At 67.1% G+C, this 20,773-nt stretch carries 20 protein-coding genes and 1 pseudogene; 13 read left to right on the forward strand and 8 right to left on the reverse strand.

Annotated elements, in window-relative coordinates:
• The first annotated feature begins 292 nt into the window (after positions 1-292).
• Both V5F48_RS06945 and pobA read left to right on the forward strand, forming a co-directional pair.
• Positions 293-832 (forward strand): MarR family winged helix-turn-helix transcriptional regulator, encoded by a 540-nt coding sequence (locus V5F48_RS06945; protein WP_394258113.1) that lies wholly within the window; start codon positions 293-295, stop codon positions 830-832.
• A 487-nt stretch (positions 833-1,319) separates the two neighbouring features.
• Positions 1,320-2,492, forward strand: a complete 1,173-nt coding sequence (gene pobA, locus V5F48_RS06950; RefSeq protein WP_394258277.1) for a 4-hydroxybenzoate 3-monooxygenase — start codon at positions 1,320-1,322, stop codon at positions 2,490-2,492.
• Positions 2,493-2,589: 97 nt separating this feature from the next.
• On the opposite strand, the gene pcaQ is transcribed toward pobA, so the two are convergent.
• Positions 2,590-3,504, reverse strand: a complete 915-nt coding sequence (gene pcaQ / locus V5F48_RS06955) for a pca operon transcription factor PcaQ (protein ID WP_394258114.1) — start codon at positions 3,502-3,504, stop codon at positions 2,590-2,592.
• A 222-nt stretch (positions 3,505-3,726) separates the two neighbouring features.
• Between pcaQ and pcaC the strand changes: the two genes are divergently transcribed.
• From pcaC to pcaG, 3 genes are read left to right on the forward strand one after another with little or no spacing between them, the layout of a single operon-like run.
• Positions 3,727-4,107, forward strand: coding sequence for a 4-carboxymuconolactone decarboxylase (gene pcaC, locus V5F48_RS06960; protein ID WP_394258115.1), 381 nt, complete (start codon positions 3,727-3,729; stop codon positions 4,105-4,107).
• Complete coding sequence (gene pcaH, locus V5F48_RS06965; protein ID WP_394258116.1) at positions 4,100-4,825, forward strand: protocatechuate 3,4-dioxygenase subunit beta; 726 nt, start codon at positions 4,100-4,102, stop codon at positions 4,823-4,825. The genes pcaC and pcaH overlap by 8 nt, the downstream gene beginning before the upstream one ends.
• Complete coding sequence (gene pcaG, locus V5F48_RS06970) at positions 4,825-5,415, forward strand: protocatechuate 3,4-dioxygenase subunit alpha (RefSeq protein ID WP_394258117.1); 591 nt, start codon at positions 4,825-4,827, stop codon at positions 5,413-5,415. The genes pcaH and pcaG overlap by 1 nt, the downstream gene beginning before the upstream one ends.
• Positions 5,416-5,694: 279 nt before the next feature.
• Here the strand turns inward: pcaG and V5F48_RS06975 are convergent, their stop codons facing one another.
• Positions 5,695-6,801 (reverse strand): alpha/beta hydrolase, encoded by a 1,107-nt coding sequence (locus tag V5F48_RS06975; protein WP_394258118.1) that lies wholly within the window; start codon positions 6,799-6,801, stop codon positions 5,695-5,697.
• 315 nt (positions 6,802-7,116) lie between these two features.
• Here V5F48_RS06975 and V5F48_RS06980 point away from each other — a divergent pair, with 315 nt between their 5' ends.
• Together V5F48_RS06980 and V5F48_RS06985 are read left to right on the forward strand one after the other, a co-directional pair.
• Positions 7,117-7,953: an aldo/keto reductase gene (locus V5F48_RS06980; RefSeq protein ID WP_394108268.1), complete on the forward strand. Its 837-nt coding sequence runs from the start codon at positions 7,117-7,119 to the stop codon at positions 7,951-7,953.
• Positions 7,954-8,078: 125 nt separating this feature from the next.
• A complete protein-coding gene (locus V5F48_RS06985) occupies positions 8,079-8,624 on the forward strand; it encodes a carboxymuconolactone decarboxylase family protein (RefSeq protein ID WP_394258119.1) in 546 nt (181 codons plus the stop codon).
• Positions 8,625-8,742: 118 nt separating this feature from the next.
• On the opposite strand, the gene V5F48_RS06990 is transcribed toward V5F48_RS06985, so the two are convergent.
• From V5F48_RS06990 to cobS, 3 genes are read right to left on the reverse strand one after another with little or no spacing between them, the layout of a single operon-like run.
• A complete protein-coding gene (locus V5F48_RS06990) occupies positions 8,743-9,465 on the reverse strand; it encodes a TIGR02281 family clan AA aspartic protease (protein ID WP_394258120.1) in 723 nt (240 codons plus the stop codon).
• A 4-nt stretch (positions 9,466-9,469) separates the two neighbouring features.
• Positions 9,470-9,733, reverse strand: coding sequence for a DUF1289 domain-containing protein (locus V5F48_RS06995; protein ID WP_394258121.1), 264 nt, complete (start codon positions 9,731-9,733; stop codon positions 9,470-9,472).
• 60 nt (positions 9,734-9,793) lie between these two features.
• Positions 9,794-10,687, reverse strand: coding sequence for an adenosylcobinamide-GDP ribazoletransferase (cobS, locus tag V5F48_RS07000; RefSeq protein WP_394258122.1), 894 nt, complete (start codon positions 10,685-10,687; stop codon positions 9,794-9,796).
• Between the two features lie 334 nt (positions 10,688-11,021).
• Between cobS and V5F48_RS07005 the strand changes: the two genes are divergently transcribed.
• Together V5F48_RS07005 and mfd are read left to right on the forward strand one after the other, a co-directional pair.
• Entirely contained in the window at positions 11,022-11,318 is a 297-nt protein-coding gene (locus V5F48_RS07005) for an FAD assembly factor SdhE (protein ID WP_394108273.1), read from the forward strand.
• A gap of 36 nt (positions 11,319-11,354) precedes the next feature.
• Positions 11,355-14,861 carry a transcription-repair coupling factor gene (gene mfd, locus V5F48_RS07010; protein ID WP_394258123.1) on the forward strand — a complete coding sequence of 1,169 codons (3,507 nt, stop codon included), beginning with the start codon at positions 11,355-11,357 and terminating at the stop codon, positions 14,859-14,861.
• 128 nt (positions 14,862-14,989) lie between these two features.
• Here the strand turns inward: mfd and V5F48_RS25215 are convergent.
• The 3 genes and pseudogenes from V5F48_RS25215 to groES all read right to left on the reverse strand — a co-directional run.
• Positions 14,990-15,130, reverse strand: a pseudogene (locus V5F48_RS25215) (DUF1236 domain-containing protein); the annotation flags it as partial.
• Between the two features lie 879 nt (positions 15,131-16,009).
• Positions 16,010-17,641 (reverse strand): chaperonin GroEL, encoded by a 1,632-nt coding sequence (groL, locus tag V5F48_RS07020; protein WP_394108276.1) that lies wholly within the window; start codon positions 17,639-17,641, stop codon positions 16,010-16,012.
• Between the two features lie 68 nt (positions 17,642-17,709).
• Positions 17,710-18,024, reverse strand: coding sequence for a co-chaperone GroES (gene groES, locus V5F48_RS07025; protein WP_394108277.1), 315 nt, complete (start codon positions 18,022-18,024; stop codon positions 17,710-17,712).
• Between the two features lie 386 nt (positions 18,025-18,410).
• Between groES and V5F48_RS07030 the strand changes: the two genes are divergently transcribed.
• The 4 genes from V5F48_RS07030 to V5F48_RS07045 all read left to right on the forward strand — a co-directional run bounded on the left by V5F48_RS07030 (position 18,411) and on the right by V5F48_RS07045 (position 20,733).
• The gene (locus tag V5F48_RS07030) at positions 18,411-18,698 is read left to right on the forward strand and encodes an usg protein (protein ID WP_394108278.1); all 288 of its coding nucleotides are present in this window, start codon (positions 18,411-18,413) and stop codon (positions 18,696-18,698) included.
• A 116-nt stretch (positions 18,699-18,814) separates the two neighbouring features.
• Positions 18,815-19,396 (forward strand): DJ-1/PfpI family protein, encoded by a 582-nt coding sequence (locus V5F48_RS07035; protein ID WP_394108279.1) that lies wholly within the window; start codon positions 18,815-18,817, stop codon positions 19,394-19,396.
• 235 nt (positions 19,397-19,631) lie between these two features.
• A complete protein-coding gene (locus V5F48_RS07040; protein ID WP_394258124.1) occupies positions 19,632-20,003 on the forward strand; it encodes a ribbon-helix-helix domain-containing protein in 372 nt (123 codons plus the stop codon).
• A 127-nt stretch (positions 20,004-20,130) separates the two neighbouring features.
• Entirely contained in the window at positions 20,131-20,733 is a 603-nt protein-coding gene (locus V5F48_RS07045) for an exopolysaccharide biosynthesis protein (protein WP_394258125.1), read from the forward strand.
• Positions 20,734-20,773 lie beyond the last annotated feature (40 nt).

The following is a 20,773-nucleotide window of genomic DNA, read 5'->3' on the forward strand; positions in this document are numbered from 1 at the left end:
CAATATATCGAAAGGTATGGACGGATCGCTACATGGCATTCGTGTCACTTGTGTGACGCTCGCCGCCGCCATCGTTCGCGGCTAGAACGCGTCCTCTGTCACGACGCGGGCGGCGGCGAGCATCGACCTGGCCGATATGCAACTCGGAAGTCGTCATTTTACTTGACTATAAATACCCGATCTGCGCACCGATTCAGCTCGATCGCGCAAACAGAAGCCGTTTCCCCGCCCTGGTTGATTCAGTCAGGTCGGATCGGGCGCGATGAAAACGGCTGGAACGGAAACAGACTTCATGAGCGCAGATATTTCCCCGCTCCTTCCAAAACTTCTGCGGGCAACCTATTGGTTTGACGAGGCGCTGAGGATGTCGCAGGAGGCGCAGGGCCAAGTCCCTGTCACCAAGACGCAGGCGCTCCTTCTGATCAATATCGCGCTCGGCGAGCGCCGTCCGGTGCGTCTGGCGCGCGCCCTTGGCGTGACCAAACAGGCCGTCAGCCTCATGCTTGCAGAGTTGAGCGCTTCAGGAAGGATCGCCATCACGCCGGACCCGGAGGATGCACGGGCCTCGCTGGTTGGCTTCAGTCCGTCCGGCAGGGATGAGTTGACGTTCATTTTCGAGACGCTGTGTGCACTCGAAGACCATCTGGCGACGGTGATCGGTCGAGACCGCATGGAGGTTCTGCGGACGGCGTTCGAAATCGATTGGGGTCCGCCGCCGGTTCTGTCACCGGGCTCGGATCAAGCAGGCAGGCCCGCCCCGGTGCGAAAGACAGGAAAGGGTGGGCAGGTGCGGAAGGGCGGCGAGAGCCGTGCGCGGTCGCCGCGCAGATGAGGCGCCGTGACGCCCCGCGCCATTCGAGATAGTTCGGGAAATTGTCCTTTTCGGCAGTCCATTGCACGTCGAACGGGCCGCGCTACACCTTCCCCCAACCCGCGGGGCCGCTCGCCGAGGTCCACTCGTATCTTTCCGCCGTTCGGGTCCTGCTCGACATTCCGCCCCCGTCCCCCGCCCTCGTCTTTTGTCATGAAATTTAAGATAGCGTAGAAATCTCACACGATCAGTAAAGTATATCGATGTAATAATTATATATTATTTATGAGTAAGCGTGAGCGGCTGGGTGCGCCGTCGGCAGGGCATGACGCGTGCGCCTCGCTGAACGACGCCGGGTTGCATGCTGATGATAAACATGCCTGCCTGAATGTTCGATTTGTCCAATAACATGCCCGACCGGTCCATTCCGTGCAAGCGGCTTGAGGCGCAGGCTGCCGCGCAAGTCCGCCGCCATGACGAGCGGCGCGCGCTATGGGAGGAACAACCGGTGAGATATCAGCTATGCATCATTGGAGCTGGACCCTCCGGCCTGCTTCTGGGGCAGTTGCTGGCGAGGGCAGGCATTGATGCCGTCATTCTTGAAGCCAAGAGCGCCGACTACGTGCGCTCCCGGATCCGTGCCGGCGTGTTGGAGACCGGGCTGGTGGACCTGCTGCACCGCGCCGGATGCGGTGCGCGGCTCGAGGCGGAAGGTCTTGTTCACCACGGCTTTACCCTGGCCTTTGAAGGCCGCAGCCATCGGGTGGATCTGGCCGCGTTGACCGGGGGCAAATCGGTGGTGGTTTATGGCCAGACCGAAGTGACGCGGGATCTCATGGATGCGCGCGTGGCCACCGGTGCACCCACCATCTATGAAGCAGAAGATGTCACTCTTCATGATTTCGATGGTGAACGGCCGCGCGTGACCTATCGCAAGGACGGTACAACTCATGAGATCGCCTGTGATTTTATTGTCGGCTGTGACGGTTTCCACGGCGTCGCCCGGCGCTCAATTCCGGAGCAGTCAATAAAACTCTTCGAGCGCGTCTATGGGTTTGGCTGGCTGGGGCTTCTCGCCGATGTGCCGCCGGTGTCCGACGAGCTGATCTATTGCCGGCATGCGCGCGGGTTTGCGCTCGCCTCCATGCGCTCGCAGACCCGCAGCCGCTATTACATCCAGGTGCCCCTGTCCGATCGTGTGGAGGACTGGTCGGACGCGCACTTCTATGAGGAGTTCCGGCGTCGTCTGCCGCAGGATGCCGCCGCGCGCCTTGTCACCGGGCCGTCCATCGAGAAGTCGATCGCGCCGCTGCGCAGCTTCGTCGCCGAACCGCTGCGCTTCGGACGGCTGTTCCTGGCGGGCGATGCGGGCCACATCGTGCCGCCCACCGGCGCCAAGGGTCTGAATCTGGCAGCCAGCGACGTGCATTATCTCTCAGCCGGCCTCATTGAATATTACGGCGAAAAGTCCTGCGCCGGCCTCGACGCCTATTCAGCCCGGGCGCTCAGCCGCATCTGGAAGGCGGAGCGCTTTTCATGGTGGATGACCTCCATGCTGCACCTGTTCCCAGAGACAGGGGACTTCGGCGCGCGCATGCAGCATGCCGAGCTGGACTATATCGCCGGCTCGCCGGCGGCATCCACGACTGTGGCGGAGAATTACGTGGGCCTGCCGTTCTAAAGTCCGCATTGCCCGGCAAAGCGCAGTGCGTCGCGCGGTGCTTGGGCGGTGCTTGGGCGGAAAGGGTGACGGCGCCCGCCGCCACCCGCACGCTCCTTCAGAGCGCCCGCGCGATTTCGCGCACGGCGCGCATCAGCAGGTCCACTGCGGGCGACGGCACTTGGCCGGCCCGGGTCGTGAGCCCCACGGGGCCGCCGGAAGCGGATGAGGACATGGCCAGACGCACCAGCGTGCCATCATCGAGATCGCCGGCCACCACGCCATGGGAAATGATCCAGACCGCATCGCTCATGCGCACATAGGCGCGGGAGAAGCTGGGATCCGTGGCCTCGATTCGATCCCCCGTTCCGGCCACGCCGTCCAGGATGAAGAGGCGGTCGATTTCGGGGCGTATAATGGAGCCGCGCCCCGGCATGATGAGGGTGTAGCCGGCCAGGTCGACCAGTCTTGTCGGGCGGCCCGTTGCTGCCGGATGGCCGGGTCGCGCGACGAACACGATGGGCTCGGAATAGAGATGCTCGAAGGCGAGCCCCATCATGACCTGGGGCTCGGCGAGCCGGCCGACCACCAGGTCGAGCCGCCCCTGCTTGAGCTGGTCGATGAGCCAGCCGTTGGGTCCCGCCTCGATGGCGATACTTGCGGCAAGCCCGGTTTCCTTCGCCCGCTTGACCGCCTCGGGCATGATCCGGGCGGCAACCGTAGGCAGGGCGCCCACCGTGATTTCGCCGCCTGTGGCACCACCCGGCCGCTTCACCCGATCGATGCCCCGCCCGAGCTCGGCAAAGGCCGCTCCCGCATGGGTGCGGAACGCCCGGCCGTCCGCCGTGAGGACGGCACCACCGCGGCCGCGCTCGAACAGCGGCTTGCCGACGATATCTTCAAGTTCAGCGATCGCGCGTGATACCGCAGGCTGTGTGAGGTGGAGCGCCTCCGCCGCCCGGCCAAAGCCGGAACGTGACGCCACTTCAAGGAAGCAGGCGATATGGCGCAGCTTGATCCGGCCGTCGATCATGGGAGTTTACATATCAAAAACGTATGCATGGATGAGAAAGTATCACTTTCAATATCGTTATGCGTATGAAATTTTCGCTCGGCACAAGCAGGGAAAACGGAATGCGAATACGGATCGGCTGCGCGATTCGTCCAAGCTTAGCCTTTGCGTGCCCGTTCTGCCCGAAGAGGAGGCCATGCCTTGCCATCTCCCCAAGACCGCACCGCCCGTTGGACGACCGGGATGGCAACGCGCCGCGCCGTCCTCGGCGATGTCTATGTGGATGCCACCCAGGCCCGAACGACGCCGTTCGACGAAGGCTTCCAGTCCTTCATCACCGAAGGTGCGTGGGGCTCGGTGTGGTCGCGGCCCGGACTGACGCAGCGCGAGCGGTCCATGATCACCATCGCGCTCCTTGCGGCCCTCGGCCACGACGAGGAGGTGGCCATGCATGTGCGCGCCACCCGCAACACCGGAGCGAGCGCTGCGGACGTGGCCGAGGCGCTGCTGCATGTGGCGGTCTATGCCGGCGTTCCGGCCGCCAATCGGGCCTTCAAGATTGCCAAGCAGGTCTATGCCGAGCCGCCGGCAGACCCTGAAAAAAATGGAGGAAGCCATGAGTGAAAAGGGGGATTTCATCCGCCGGGACAGGGGCGGCCATCCGCCGGCCTTCACCCCCGGCTACAAGACGAGCGTGTTGAGGTCGCCGCGCTGCGCGCTGGTCTCGCTGGAACAGGGTATCGGAGAGAAGGCGGGGCCGATTTTCCCGCGCTCCGGCCTCGACCCGCTGGACAACGACCTCATCCGCAACTTCTCCCAGGGCGGCGAGGCCATCGGCGAGCGCATTGTGGTGCACGGCCGGGTACAAGATGAGAACGGCCGACCCGTGCCCCACACCCTTATCGAAGTGTGGCAGGCCAATGCCGGCGGACGCTACCGGCACAAGAACGACAGCTATCTCGCCCCGCTCGATCCGAACTTTGGCGGCGTCGGGCGCTGCCTCACCGATGGGGAGGGCCGCTACTTCTTCCGCACCGTCCGCCCCGGCCCCTATCCGTGGCGCAACAACGGCTCCGACTGGCGGCCCGCGCACATCCATTTTTCCATCTTCGGCGAGGCCTTTGTGCAGCGGCTGGTCTCCCAGCTCTACTTCGAGGGCGACCCGCTGATCCCGCTGTGTCCCATCGTCAATACCATTCCGGACAAGGCCGCCATCGACCGGCTCATCGCCCGCCTCGACATGGGCCAGCAGATGCCCTTCGACGCGCTGGCCTACCGCTTCGATATCGTGCTGCGCGGCCGCCGGCAGACGTTCTTTGAGAACCAGAGGGAGGGGCACTGATGCCGGTCGAATACCTGAAGGAGACGCCGTCGCAGACCGGCGGTCCCTACGTGCATATCGGCACCCTGCCGGCGGTGGCGGGCCTGCCGGTGCGCACGCAGCAAAACCTGTCCATCCTCGCGTCAGGCAGCGTGCCGGGCGAGCGGATCCGCATCCTGGGCAAGGTGTGGGACGGCTCCGGACATCCGGTCAAGGACGCGTTGGTGGAGCTGTGGCAGGCGGACGGCGACGGCCGGCACGACAATCCGGACTTCCTTGGCTTCGGCCGCGCGGCAGCGGATTTCGTCACGGGTGAGTGGACGTTCGATACCATCAAGCCGGGCGCGCTGCCCTGGCGGGACGGCCGCATTCAGGCGCCCCATGTCTCGCTGCTCGTCTTCGCCCGCGGCATCAACATCCACCTGCACACCCGCATGTATTTCTCGGACGCGGCGGAGGCGAACGCCGCCGATCCGGTGCTGAAGTCCATCGAGCACGCGGGCCGACGCGCCACGCTGCTGGGCCAGCGCTCGGACGTGGACGGGCTCGTGACCTACAGCTTCGACATCCGCCTGCAGGGTGAAGACGAGACCGTGTTCTTCGACGTGTGACGCAAAACGGCAGGCCGGACACCACCGCAGCAAGGGGGCGCCAGGGAGGAACCATGACCACGCCAACGGAGCGGACGAGCGACGTCCGCCCGCTTCTCGATGAGCAACTGCGGACCGGCCGGCTGCCTTGCTCGGCCATTGAACAGGAAACGCGACTGCGCACGTCTCGCGAAATGATCCCTGGCAGGCATTCAACAGAGCACCGGCTGGGCCCATCCGTCGGGCGGCAGAGTGCCTCAAACACAACGGCCTCCGCCAAACCCGGCGCGGTTCACCGCGTCAGTTGCGCCCGGCTGCGAATACCTGGATCGGCAGTTGGAAGGGGGCCGTCACCACCGTGCCCACGGCGCCGCCCACGGCCTGGACCGCGGTTGCGCCGGGCGTGACATCGTCTGAAATGCTCTGGCCGGCCATCAGCCGGTCGCCGAGCAGGCGCACCATATCCGGCTGGGTGGCGAACTTGCTGTGGTTCAGCGCGTCGCCGCCCTGCAAGGCGGTGAGGTCCAGAACCACAATGCCCGTCGCCTGTTCGAGGCGGGCGCTATAGTCGGGATTGGTGAGGTCCACCGCACCCACCCGCGTCACCTGTCCGGCCAGCAGGCGGGAAATGCCCAGGGCCTGGTCGTTGCGGGAAACGAAGAGGGTGAGGTGCGGCCGCTTCGGCCCCAATTCCTGCACCTGCCGCTCGAACACATCGATGTCGAGGTCGGGGGAGGCGAGCACCACATTGGTGATCTTGGCCGGCACCCGCCCTTCGCTCAAGGCAAGCTGGCGCAGGGATTCCATGGCAAGCCACGCGCCCATGGAATGGGCGAGCACCACCACCTCGTCCACCTGCGGGCTCTTCACCGCCGACGAGAGCACGTAGGCCAGGTCCGACCGCGAGAAATTGGCGCTTTCCCGATCGTAGATATAATCGGTAATCCGCCCGCGGGACGGCCAGGTGAACAGCACCGGCATGTAATCGGCGCTGGTATCGTGGATGAACTGGGCAAAGCGGAACACCGAGGCATCAAAGCGGGTGTTGAAGCCGTGGACGAAGATGAGCACCCGGTGCTTGGCGCGCGGCTGCTGCCTGTACCAGGACGAGACCTGCGTGTTGGGGATGGGGTCCACCCGCGTCACCGCGAATTCCCGCGCGGGGTCCGCCGGCACCCGGCTCGGCCACTGGATCGAGCCGACCTCCCGGTTGGGCGGGATGGAGACGACGATATTGGTGAAGGCGAGGCCGTCGCCCCGCTCGCCGGTGAAGAGCACGCCCTCGGCATTGCTCGGCGCGCGGGTGGTGGCCACCAGCATGTCCACCTTGCCGGCGGTGGGCGCGTCGATCGCCACCGGAACCAGCAGGCCTTCGGGGCGCGCACAGCCGGCAAGGGCCAGTATCATCAGGGGCGCAAGCAGGCGGGTCCATGCCGAAGCCTGTCGCCTGGAAACGTTCGCGCCGTCCAATAGTACCGTCCTTGGTTGGGAAAGCCGTGCCCGCCTTCCGAGCCCAACACTCCTTGTAAGGGATGAAAGGCACAAGGCAAACGGGGGACATGGGGAGGCCTTTCGCGCATGCCCCCATGGTGAACGGCTCCGAAAGCATTGTATCGCCCCAGTCGAGGGCGAGGCGAGGCGAGGGCGGTGGTCCGACGATGCTCTTTCGCCGCCCGCTCCGAGGTTTTAAGGTCGCCGCGGATCTCAATGCTGGAATACCATATGCCAAAGACCGTCACGCTCCCCAACGGCGAAACCGTGCCGGCCCTCGGCCAGGGCACCTGGTATATGGGGGAGAGCGCGTCGGCGCGGGCAGGGGAGGTGGCTGCCCTGCGCGCGGGGCTCGACCTCGGCCTCACCCTCATCGACACCGCCGAGATGTATGCCGACGGCGGCGCCGAAGAGGTGGCGGGCGAGGCCATGGCCGGCCGCCGCGACGAGGTGTTCCTCGTCAGCAAGGTCTATCCCCACAATGCCAGCCGGGCCGGGGTGCAGGCCGCCTGCGACCGCAGCCTCAAGCGGCTGAAGACCGATGTGATCGACCTCTATCTGCTGCACTGGCGCGGCAGCCATCCGCTCCGCGAGACCATCGCCGGCTTCGAGGCGCTGCAGGCGGCGGGCAAGATCCGCATGTGGGGCGTCAGCAATCTCGACACCGACGACATGGAGGAACTGCTCGCGGCGCCGGGCGGGCGCGCCTGCGCCGCCAACCAGGTGCTCTACAATCCCAGCCGGAGGGGGCCGGAATTCGATCTCCTGCCCTTCCTCGCCGATGCCGGCATTCCCGCCATGGCCTACAGCCCCATCGAGCAGGCCCGCCTGCCGCGCGGCGGGGCGCTGGGCGCGGTGGCGAAGAAGCACGGCGTGGACCCGTTCCAGGTGGCGCTCGCCTGGGTGATGCGCCGTGGTGACGTGATCGCCATCCCCAAGGCGAGCCGCCTCGCCCATGTTCAGATGAACGCGGCCGCCCGCGACCTCGTGCTGGATGCGGACGACCTTGCCGCTATCGACCGCGCCTTCCCCGCGCCGCGCCGCAAGGTGGGGCTGGAGATGCTTTAGCCAAGGGCGAAACGCCTGTCGGTGCGGGGTCTTCGGGCTGTGATGGAACTGGGGCGGGGCTGCGGCGTTAATGTCGCGTCGGAGAACGGCTGGAGGGCCGCATCCCTGAAAGGGGAGTTTCCGCCATGTCCCAGATCATCTACCGCCACGCGTTCGGCGCCGCGAGCCTCGGTATCGCGGTGGCCATCGCCTGCCTGCCCGTCGGTCCGGCGCAGGCCCAGTCGCCTGCGCAGGCCACGACGCGTTCCGTGAGCGCCGAGGAGACGTACCGCGACATCGAGCAGACTCTCGGCCTCGTGCCGAGCTTCTTCAAGGCGTTCCCCGATGCGGGCATCGCCGGAGCCTGGGCCGAGTTCAAGTCGGTGCAGCTCAACCCGCAGACCCAGCTGTCCGGCAAGGAAAAGGAGCTGATCGGGCTCGCGGTCGCGGCGCAGGTGCCGTGCAGTTATTGCGTCTATTTCCACACCGCCGCGGCCCGCCTGCACGGGGCGAGCGAGGCGGAAATCCGCGAGGCCGTCGCCATGGCCGCCATTACGCGCCACTGGAGCACGGTGCTGAACGGCATGCAGGTGGACGAGGCGCAATTCATGAAGGAAACCGACACCGCCATGGCCATGGCCGCCGCGAAGATGAAGGCCGGCGCGGCATCGACCCCGGCCAAGGGCCAATAGAGCGGTTTCGAGCGAAGCGGATGCCGCTCCGCGTGCAGAAAACGCGTCAAAGCCGGAGCGACTGCCGTGCGCCCTTGCGAACGGAAGACGCTCTGGAACCGCGCCGGTCGGAGGACGTTCAGCGCTCCGCGGCGCCGCGCATCAGCAGGCGGTCACCGCGGAACTCGAAGCCCTGGAGCCGCGACAGGAAGCTCATGCCGAGCAGGCTGGTGCGCAGCATGCCGGGTGGCGAGACGAGGGCCGGCACGTGGCGCTCCACGATGCCGCCGATGATGATGTTGTCGAGCACCACGGCGGCGGCGCGGGTGCGTCCGCCGGCGGTGTCCACCGGCACGTCGTATTTCAGGAAATCCACCGGCAGGCCCACGGCCTTCGCCGCCTCGTGGGTCAGCACCACGGAGGAGGCGCCGGTATCCACCAGCATGTTCACGCTGGTGCCGTTGATGGCGGCGCGCACGCCGAAATCGCCACCACTGGCGCGCGCCACCTCCACCGCGACGCTGCCCGGTTGGGCGACGTTCACCGCATAGCCCGGCGCCACCTCCGCCAGCACCCGCTGGCCCACCTGCTTCAAGGGCTCGCGATAGGTGTAGCCGAGGGCCAGCAGGCCAGCGAGCACCAGCCAGAAGGCGGCGGCCATCAGGGATTCGCCGATGCGGCCGCGCACCACTGACCACAGGCCGGCGCCGATGAAGACCGCGATGGCGAGCTGGCTCACCAGTGAGCCGAACTGGTTGAGGTCGATGCCCGCCACCTCGCCCTGCTCGTGATGGACGGCGAGCACCACCACCCCGCCCAACAGGCCGAGCAGCAGGATCCACAGGAGCCGGTCGCTGCGCATGGTGTCAGTCCGGAACACAATCTCGCGCTTCGGCCTTGAGCCGGGCGAGGCGCTGGGGGAGGGCGGCCATGACGGCGGCGCGCGTATCGGGCGAATAGGACATCCAGGCGCCGATTTCGCGCAGCGAGCGGCCGCAGCCGAGGCACAGTCCGCTGAGGGGCTCGATGGCGCACAGCTTGATGCACGGGGTCTCGATACACGGCGTCGCGATACCCGGCGTCGCGATGGCGTCCGTGTCAGGCGTCTGTCCGGGTGGTCTCAACGTCAAGGGCGCGGCGCTCGTTGGATAAGATCAATGGAAACCGGCGGCGGCGACTCGTGTCCCGCCTCACCTGCCTGGGAAGATAAGCACGCCGAGGAGGAAGACAATCACCGCCACCTGCTGGGTGGCACCGGCCACGTCCCCGGTCTGCCCGCCGATGAGCCGGCCGGACAGCCGCATCATGGCGACCAGCGCCACCAGCGGGGCGATCAGGCCGGCAAAGGCGGTGCTGATGCCGAAGCCCGGCACCAGGATCACCGCCACCAGCAGCGCCGCCACCAGCCCGCAGGCAAGACCCGCAGTTTCGGACGGGCGTCCCAACGAGGCGCCGGCGCCATCGGTGCGGGCAGGGGGCAGGGCGAGGAGCAGCAGCACCCCGGCCGCGCGCGAGGCCGCTTCCGCCGCCACCAGCACCAGCGCTGCGCGGAGCATGCCGGCCGACGTAACGAGGGCCTCCAGCGCCGCCACCCGCAGCAGCAGCGCCAGGACGAGGGCGCAGCCGCCATAGGTGCCGATGCGGCTGTCGCGCATGATGGCGAGGCGCTGGGCCTTGTCGCGCCCGCCGCCGAGGCCGTCCGCCGCGTCGGCAAGTCCATCTTCGTGGAACGCGCCGGTGGCCAGCACCAGGGCGGTGACCGCCAGAACCGACGCGAGAAACGCCGGTAGCTTCAGCGCCATGGCACCCACCAGCACCAGCGCACCGATCAGGCCGATCACCGCGCCCGCCAGCGGAATGGCATAGGCTATGCGGTCGAGGCTGGGCATGGCGAAGGCGTCGGGGTCGTCGCGTCCGGCGGGGAGCGGCAGCCGCGAATAGAAGCGCAGGGCGGCGGCGAGGTCTTGTCCGATCCGATCGAGCTGCATGGCGTTCCGGCTGGCCGTGGCGGTGGCGCGCCGGATGGAACCCGCCGCCCGCCCTTGGGACCCTGTCTTGCGGCCGGGGTCAAGGGGCGGGATCATTGTGATTGCCGCGGGCTCGTGTGCCGGACCAGCGACGGCGAAGCCGGAGCGCCGAGCCGGCACCCAGGAGACAAGTCCTGCGCAGCAGGCAATGGCTTCAACGGTTGAGGGGGGCAGGCAGCGCCTGCGGCGGACTTCCGCGCTGGGCCCAGCTCTCCTTGTACTTTTCCTTGGTACTTCTCCTTGCGCTGCCGCTTCAGTCGGCCGGGTCAAGGGGCAGCGCCCCCCGCGCCAGCGCGCCCCACTGGCCAAACCGCGCCCCATGCCCCTATATGCCCCGCACGGACGGGCTTTTTTGGCCCGGCCGACGCCGTGCTTTGGAGGCATCGAGATCATGACCGGCTTAACGAGGTCCAGCGACGGTCTGGACGAGCGCCGTCGCCGCATCCTGTTCCGCGCCTGGCATCGCGGCATGCGCGAGATGGACCTCATCCTGGGCGGCTTCGCCAATGCGGAGATCGATAATCTCTCCGACGCCGAGCTGGACGCCTTCGAGGAGTTGCTGGAGCCGGAAGACCAGAAGGTCTTCTCCTGGATCAGCGGCAGCGAGCCGACGCCGGCGGAATTCGACACGCCGCTGTTCCGCAAGATCTGCGACTTCCATCTGTCCGGACGCGGCCTGCCGGCCTGACCGCGCCGCCGCCTTGATTCATCCCGGAGTGCCCTCGTGAAGCGTCCCCAGCTCCTTGCCGACGCGCTGGCCGAAGGCCGGCCGCTCATCCTCTCCCGCGTCGCGGACGGCATGGAGGGCATGGTGGTGGCGGACCTCGCCCGGTCCCTCGCCGGGCGTAAGAACGCACCCTGGCCCAGCCTCACCGTCATCTGCCGCGACGGCCAGCGCATGGCGGCGCTGGAGCGGGGCCTTGCCTTCTTCGCGCCGGAGCTGGAGGTGCTGAGCTTCCCCTCGTGGGATTGCCTGCCCTATGACCGCGCCTCGCCCAACCCGTCCATCCTGGCCCGGCGCATGGCGACCTTGGCGAAGCTCGCCCGCATCAAGGGCGGCAACGCCAGCGTGCTGCTCACCACGGTGAACGCCACGGTGCAGCGGGTGCCGGCCAAGGGGCTGGTGGCGGCGCAATCGCTGGTGGCCGCGCCGGGCAATACCATCGACCTTGAGGGCGTGACCCAATGGGCCGAGCAGAACGGCTTCCTGCGCACCTCCACCGTGCGCGACACCGGCGAATATGCGGTGCGCGGCGGCCTCATCGACCTGTTCCCGCCGGGCCTTGATGCCCCCATCCGCCTCGATTTCTTCGGCGACACGCTGGAGACCATCCGCGCCTTCGATCCCGAGACCCAGCGCACCACCGGTCAGGTCCGTTCGCTGGAACTGGTGCCCATGGCCGAGTTCCAGCTGACCACGGACACCATGCGCCGCTTCCGCATGGCCTATGTGGCGCAGTTCGGCGCTGCCCGCAAAGGCGATACCCTCTATGAGGCGGTGAGCGAAGGCCGCCGCCACGCCGGCATGGAACACTGGCTGCCCTTGTTCCACGAGCGCATGGACACCCTGTTCGATTATTTGGAGGGCGGCACGCTGCTGCTCGATCCGCTGGCGGAAGAGGCGGGCGGCGAGCGCATCGCCCAGATCGCCGACTATTACGACGCCCGCAAGGGCGCACAGGAGCTGGGCGGTGGCACCATCTACAATCCGCTGCCGGCGGACCGGCTCTATCTCTCCGGCCCGGAATGGAACAAGCGCCTGGCCCGCCACAGCCTCGCCCGGCTCAGCCCCTTCGCCGCGCCGGAGGGGGCGGAGGCCCGCGTCATCGATCTCGGCGGCGTGCAGGGCCGCTCGTTTGCCGCCGAGCGGGCGGAGCCGGAGGCCAATGTCTTCGACGCCGCCATCGCCCATGTGCGCGAGCTGCAGAAGGTCAAGAAGGTCATCCTCGCCGGCTGGTCCGAGGGCTCGCGCGAGCGGCTGGGCACAGTGCTGGCCGACCACGGGCTGAAGGGCCTTGCCGCCATCTCCCGCTTCGACAGCCTCGCCGCCTTGCCCAAGACCCAGGCGGCGCTCGCCGTGTTCGGGGTGGAAGCGGGATTCGAGACGCCGGACTTCGCCGTCATCGGCGAACAGGACATCCTCGGCGACCGGCTGGTGCGCCCCAAGCGCAAGGCCCGCCGGCCGCAGGACGTGCTCACGGAACTCACCGCGCTCACCGCCGGTGACCTGGTGGTGCATGTGGACCACGGCATCGGCCGCTTCATCGGCCTGAAGACCGTGGAGGCCATGGGCGCCCCCCACGACTGCCTGGAGATCCACTATGCGGGCGGGGACAAGCTGTTCCTGCCGGTGGAAAATCTCGAACTGCTGAGCCGCTACGGCTCGGAGGACACCGAGGCCCAGCTCGACAAGCTGGGCGGCGGCGCGTGGCAGGCGCGCAAGGCGCGGATGAAGAAGCGCATCCGCGAGATGGCGTCCGAACTCATCAAGATCGCCGCCCAGCGCCAGCTCGGCGAGGCGCCCAAGCTGGTGCCGGCCATGGGCCTCTACGACGAGTTCCGCGCCCGCTTCCCCTATGAGGAGACCGACGATCAGGACGCCGCCATCGACGCGGTGCTGGACGACCTCGCCTCCGGCCACCCCATGGACCGGCTGATCTGCGGCGACGTGGGCTTCGGCAAGACGGAAGTCGCCCTGCGCGCGGCCTTCGCCGTGGCGCTCTCCGGCAAGCAGGTGGCGGTGGTGGTGCCCACCACGCTGCTCGCCCGCCAGCACCACAAGACCTTCTGCGAGCGCTTCAAGGGCCTGCCGGTGAACGTGGCCCAGGCCTCGCGCATGGTGACGGGCAAGGACCTCACCGCCGTGAAGAAGGGCATCGCCGACGGCACGGTGGACATCGTGGTGGGCACCCACGCCTTGCTCGGCAAGGCCATCAGCTTCAGGGACCTCGGCCTGGTCATCGTGGACGAGGAGCAGCATTTCGGCGTCTCCCACAAGGAGCGGCTGAAGCAGCTGCGCGCCGAGGTGCATGTGCTGACCCTCACCGCCACCCCCATTCCCCGCACCCTGCAACTGGCCATGACCGGGGTGCGCGAACTCTCCATCATCGCCACGCCGCCGGTGGACCGGCTTGCGGTGCGCACCTTCATCACGCCGTTCGATCCGCTGGTGGTGCGCGAGGCGCTGCTGCGCGAGCGCTATCGCGGCGGCCAGAGCTTCTATGTGGTGCCGCGCATCGAGGATCTGGCGGAGGTGCGCGAGTTCCTGGCCGCCTCCGTGCCCGAGGTGAAGGTGGCGGTGGCCCACGGCCAGCTCGCCGCCGGGGCGCTGGAAGATATCATGACCGCCTTCTACGACGGCCAGTACGACGTGCTGCTCTCCACCACAATTGTGGAGTCCGGCCTCGACGTGCCCAATGCCAACACGCTGATCGTGCACCGCGCCGACATGTTCGGCCTCGCCCAGCTCTACCAGCTGCGCGGCCGCGTGGGCCGGGCCAAGGCCCGGGCCTATGCCATCTTCACCGTGTCGGCGACAAAGCCCATGACGGTGCAGGCGGAACGCCGGCTCAAGGTGCTGCAGTCGCTGGAGACGCTGGGCGCCGGCTTCCAGCTGGCGAGCCACGACCTCGACATCCGTGGCGCCGGCAATCTCTTGGGCGACGAGCAGTCCGGCCACATCAAGGAAGTGGGCTACGAGCTGTACCAGGAGATGCTGCAGGAGGCGATCGCCCACCTCAAGGCCGGCATCACCGACTATGTGGACGACAAGTGGTCGCCCAACATCACCATCGGCATGCCGGTGCTGATCCCGGAAGACTATGTGGCCGACCTGCATGTGCGGCTCGCCCTCTACCGCCGCCTCGCGGACATCCAGGACGATGGCGAGATCGACGCCTTCGGGGCGGAGCTGGTGGACCGCTTCGGCCCCACGCCGGAGGAGGTGGGCCAGCTGTTGAAGCTCACCCAGATCAAGGCGTTGGCCCGCAAGGCCAACGTGGAGAAGGTGGACGCCGGCCCCAAGGGCGTGGTGCTGGGCTTCCGCGACAACGAGTTCGCCGACCCGTCCGGCCTGGTGAAGCTCATCGGGCAGGAGGGCAACCAGGCCAAGGTGCGGCCCGACTTCAAGGTGGTGTTCCTGCGCGACTGGTCCACCGCCGAGGCCCGCCTGAAGGGCACGCTGGTGGTGCTGAAGAAGCTCGCCGCGCTGGCGGCCAAAAAGGCGCTCTGAGAAGGCGCTCTGAGAGGGGGCTCTGAGCCGGCGTCCGTAGGGCTGCCGACATGAAAAGACCCGCCGGGGCGGCGCCGCGGCGGGTCTTGTTGTTCTGTGGCTGTGAAGCGGGAGGCTCGATCTTACTTGACGCCGAGCACGCCGCCGACGGCGCCGCCCACCGCGCCGACCGTGCCGCCCACCACGGCGCCCACGGGGCCAGCCGCTTTCTCGCCGGCGCGGGCGCCTTCCTTGGCGCCTTCGCCGGTGCCCTTGACGCCGCCGGCCACGCCACCGGTGACAGCGCCACCGACGCCACCCACGGTGCCGCCCACGGCGGTGCCCACCGGCCCGGCGGCCTTGTCGCCCACTTCGGCACCCTTGTTGGCGCCCTGCTCGGCACCCTTGACCACGCCCTGCGCTGACACGGCGGTGGCGCCCAGCGCCAGAACGAGGGCTGCCGCAACAATGGTCGTCTTCATGACTGATCCTTTCGTGCTCGACACTTCCCGATGGCCGGACGGACGGGCCGTCGCGACCGGGCGCGTGACCATACGGGGCGTTCTGGCCTGCTGTCCCTCGTCAACCATAGCTTGCCCGAGGGACACCCGCCATGGTGCCAGAGGAGGGATCAGCGGGAGTTGAAGGGAAGGGGTCAGGTGAAGCGCGGGCGGGGCTGGTGGGCGCAGGTGGCCGAAACGGCGTCGTCGGTTCCGGAGCACGGGGGTTGAGGGGGCACGGGCGCTTTCACCGGCACTACCGGCGTGTCTGGATACGGCCCTGCCCTCTCCCCAACCCTCCCCCGCAAGCGGGAGAGGGAGCGGCAACCGCGCTCCATTTCAAATTGAGGCACCGCCAAATAGAAACGGCCGGGCACGAGGCCCGGCCGTCCCAATCCAAATCCACCGCCGCCCGAGCAAACCGGCTGTTGCCGGTTTGCGTTACGCGAAGACGAGCCGGGCGGCGTCAGAGGCTTGTTCTAACCTCAGTAGTCCATGCCGCCGCCCGAGCAAACCGGCTGTTGCCGGTTTGCGTTACGCGAAAACAGCCGGGCGGCGTCGCAGGTGTACTCTAGCCTCAGTAATCCATGCCGCCGCCCGAGCAAACCGGCTGTTGCCGGTTTGCGTTACGCGAAAACAGCCGGGCGGCGTCGCGGACTTGTTCTAACTTCAGTAGTCCATGCCGCCGCCCGGCATGGCCGGGGCCGCGGGGGCGTTCTTCTTCGGCAGCTCGGCGATGAGCGCCTCGGTGGTGATCAGCAGGCCGGAGATGGACGCGGCATCCTGCAGCGCGGTGCGCACGACCTTGGTGGGGTCGATGATGCCGGACTTCACCATGTCCACATATTCGCCGGTCTGGGCGTTGTAGCCGAAGCTGTAGTCCGAGGACTCCAGGATCTTGCCCACCACCACGGAGCCGTCGTCGCCCGCGTTCTGGACGATCTGGCGGGCCGGAGCCTGGATGGCGCGGCGGACGATCTCGATGCCGGTCTTCTGGTCGGCATTGTCGACCTTCAGGCCTTCGAGCGCCTTGATGGAGCGCAGCAGGGCCACGCCGCCGCCGGGGACGATGCCTTCTTCCACCGCGGCGCGGGTGGCGTGCAGGGCGTCGTCCACGCGGTCCTTCTTCTCCTTGACTTCCACTTCCGTGGAGCCGCCCACGCGCACCACGGCGACGCCGCCGGCGAGCTTGGCAAGGCGCTCCTGCGCCTTCTCACGGTCGTAGTCGGAGGTGGTGGTCTCGATCTGGGCGCGGATCTGCGCGATGCGGGCCTCGATGTCGGCCTTCTCGCCGGAGCCGTCGACGATGGTGGTGTTCTCCTTCTCGATCACCACCTTCTTGGCGCGGCCGAGCATGGAGAGGTTCACGCTGTCGAGCTTGATGCCGAGATCGTCGGAGATCACGGTGCCGCCGGTGAGGATCGCGATGTCCTGCAGCATGGCCTTGCGGCGATCGCCGAAGCCCGGAGCCTTCACGGCCGCGACCTTGAGGCCGCCGCGCAGCTTGTTCACCACGAGGGTGGCCAGCGCCTCGCCTTCCACGTCCTCGGCGATGATCAGCAGCGGACGGGCCGACTGCACCACCGCCTCGAGCACCGGCAGAAGCTCCTGGAGACCGGAGAGCTTCTTCTCGTTGATGAGGATGTAGGGCTCCTCGAACTCAACGCGCATCTTCTCGGCGTTGGTCACGAAGTAGGGCGAGAGGTAGCCGCGATCGAACTGCATGCCCTCGACCACGTCCAGCTCGGTCTCGAAGGACTTGGCTTCCTCGACGGTGATGACACCCTCGTTGCCGACCCGCTTCATGGCCTCGGCGAGGAACTGGCCGACCTCGGCGTCGCCGTTGGCGGAGATGGTGCCGACCTGGGCGATCTCCTCGTTGGAGGTCACCTTCTTGGAGTTGGCGGCCAGGTCCTTGACGATGGCGTCCACGGCGAGGTCGATGCCGCGCTTCAGGTCCATGGGGTTCATGCCGGCGGCAACCGCCTTGGCGCCCTCGCGGACGATGGCCTGGGCCAGCACGGTGGCGGTGGTGGTGCCATCACCGGCCAGATCGTTGGTCTTGGAGGCGACTTCACGCACCAGCTGGGCGCCGAGGTTCTCGAAGCGGTCTTCCAGCTCGATTTCCTTGGCCACCGACACACCGTCCTTGGTGATGCGGGGGGCGCCGTAGCTCTTCTCGATCACCACGTTGCGGCCCTTGGGACCGAGGGTGACCTTCACGGCATTGGCGAGAATGTCGACGCCGCGCAGAACCTTGTCGCGCGCATCAACGGAAAATTTTACGTCCTTGGCAGCCATGTGGCCTGCTCCTTCAGAGTGGGACGGAAGACGGGATGTGGTTGAAAGTCGCGGTCAGCCGGGCTGACTCAGGCGGCCTTCTGGGCGTTGGCGGAAACGTCGAGCACGCCGAGGATGTCGCTCTCCTTCATGATCAGGAGCTCCTGGCCGTCGATCTTCACCTCGGTGCCCGACCACTTGCCGAACAGCACCAGGTCGCCAGCCTTCACGTCGAGGGCGACCAGCTCGCCCTTCTCGTTGCGGGCGCCCGGGCCCACCGAGACGACTTCGCCCTGCTGGGGCTTTTCCTTGACGCTGTCAGGAATGATGATGCCGCCGGCAGTCTTCTGCTCGGCTTCGATGCGCTTCACAACCACGCGGTCGTGCAGAGGACGGAAACCCATCGGGAAACCTCCGGTTCGATGCTTCAATTCAAGGCGCCGGGCTTAAGAGCACCCGGCCCGACCGCGATCTAAGGCCGCCGTTTTCGTCCCGCAAGGGGGGCGCCGCAAAAATTTAGCACTCGTGGGGATGGAGTGCTAGCAGGCCTGAAATCCAAACTAAATCAAGGAGGGGTGGGGTCCGGCCCGGTTTTCGAGCGCCTGCGCACTCATCGACGCGGCTGTCAGCAGTCTCGCGTCGAGGCTGCTAGATCATTGTTTTTGCATAAGGAAACTAATCTTTAGCCTTGGCCGTTGGAAACTTTGGAGCCGACAATGCATTTGTCTGGTCCCGACGCTCTTCACACAGGCGGTGAGACGTCCGGGACAGGGATATGGAGGTGTGCCCCATGGTGTCCCATCCGTCCAAGGTGTCGCGTGATTTCGTCCTGCAGATGGAGGGCTACGGCCTTGCCACGGCCGAGATCCTCTACCGGATGCCCGACCATCCCGCCGTGCTTCAGACCTATCTCTGGCAGGAATACGACCTCTGCCCGCGATTTCCCGAGCTGAACAAGTTTCTCGAGTTCTGGCAACGGGAGATCGAGGGCCGGCTCCATTCGGTGCGGGTGGCCCATAGCGGGCTGATCAAGCCGGCGGAGCTGAGAACCGTGGACGGGATGTTCCTGTTGAACTGATCGTTCCGGCGCCGGTGAGCTGTCGCAACCGGATAACACCCGGCGGGCGAGGCGCGTCCTAACCTGCCCCTCAACGTCGGCCGTGTTCGCGCGCCGACGCACCAGGGGAGCAGGCCATGGCGGGCAAGCGCATTTTGATGATCGTCGGTGATTTCGGCGAGGATTACGAGATCATGGTGCCCTACCAGGCGCTACTGGCGGTGGGGCACACGGTGCATGGCGTCTGTCCCGGCAAAAAGGCCGGCGACAAGGTGGCCACCGCCATCCACGATTTCGAGGGTCACCAGACCTATACGGAGAAGCCGGGCCATCTCTTCGCCCTCAACGCCACCTTCGCCGAGGTGGACGTTGCGAGCTACGACGCCCTGCTGGTGCCCGGCGGGCGCGCGCCGGAATATCTGCGGCTGTATCCCGAGGTGATTGCCGCGGTCCGGCACTTCTTCGACGCCGGCAAGCCGGTGGCGTCCATCTGCCACGGCGCGCAGATGCTGGCGGCCGCCGGCGTCCTCAAGGGCCGCACCTGCTCGGCCTATCCCGCCTGCCGTCCGGAAGTGGAGCTTGGTGGCGGCACCTATGCCGATATTCCGGTGGATGCCGCCGTCACCGAGGGCAACCTCGTGAGCGCCCCTGCCTGGCCGGCGCATCCGGCCTTTGTTGCGCAGTTCCTTACCCTATTGGGAACATCCATCTCGCTTTGAGCCGCCGGTCGGGTTATGGATGAGGCAGGGCGGCGATACGGCATGCGTGCACCGCGGGGGTTGCGCGCATGCCGGCCGCCCGGTCCATCCCATGCCATCGGCAGCGGTCCATCGGCGTCGGTCCATCGCCTTTTGCGTTGATCGATGCCGAGTGGGTACGCTCAAGCGCCGCGCGGGCTTGGCCAAAGGATCAGGCCAAAGGATCAGGGCGCAGGCGAGCGGGAGGGACCATCCCATGTGCCGTTTGTTCAGCGAGGCCGATGCCGCCCTGTGGGTCCAGGAGACCCGGGCGCTGCGCCTGAATGGCTTCAGCACCAGCGTGCGGCTTGAAGCCTTCTTCTGGAACGTGATCGAGGACATCGCCGCACGCGACGGCCTCTCCGTGAATCGGTTGTTGTCGCGGCTCTACGACGAGAAGGCCCAGGCCGGCCGGGACATCGACAATTTCACCTCTTTCCTGCGGGTGTGCTGCGGGCGCTATCTGGCGCTGCGGGCCCAGGGCCTTGTGCCCGAGGTGGGAGCGCTGGCGGCGCTCGACGTCGACCGCATCCTCCACGCCGAGCGCGACACGCCTCTCCCGGCCCGCCGGACATCTCCGGCGGCCTGAGGCGCGCAGGGGCGGCATCAGGGTGTGGATGCGTGAGGGGGGTGCGGCCCCGACGCCCTGACACCGCCGTTTTCGCGATGCTAAGAGGAAGGCGACCCATGGAAACGAGGTTGGAAACGAGGCCCCGTTGGATCACCGCACGCCCCGAACGTCCGAACTGCTCGCCGCCGTCCTCGCCGCCCAGGAAGAGGACAAGGTGGCCATTGGCGACCTCGTGAACGCCTTGCGCAACCGCGCCTTCGGCATTCTCTTCCTCATCTTCGGCATTCCCAACTGCATCCCCATGCCGCCCGGCATCCCGGTGATCTGCGGCATCATCCTCGGCCTCATCGGCCTGCAGATGGCCTTGGGCCGGCAGGAATTGTGGCTGCCGGAGAGCATCGCCCGGCGCACCTTTTCCCGGGCCATGCTGGAGAGCATCGTCACCCGCTCGCGGCCCTGGATCGAGCGGTTCGAAAAGATCTCCCGGCCGCGCTACGAGCAGTTCGCCGGCCCCACCGCCCGCCGTGTGGTGGGGGCGACGGTGGTGCTGCTGGGCTTCATCCTGCTTTTGCCCATCCCCTTCCTTGGCAACCTGCCGCCAGGCTTCGCCGTGTGCATCTTCGGCCTCGGGCTGGTGGAGCGGGACGGCCTCGTGATCCTCGCCGGCTTCGGTGCGACGGTCCTCGGGCTCCTGATCACCGCCGCCATGAGCTGGGCCATCTACCAGGGCGCGGTCGCCATCTTCTGACCCCGCCCGCTTCCCCGCCAAACGAGCCAGCAGCCCTCAC

This window comes from Xanthobacter autotrophicus ATCC 700552, assembly GCF_043194565.1.
In the GTDB taxonomy this organism is placed as follows: Bacteria; Pseudomonadota; Alphaproteobacteria; order Rhizobiales; family Xanthobacteraceae; genus Xanthobacter; species Xanthobacter autotrophicus_F.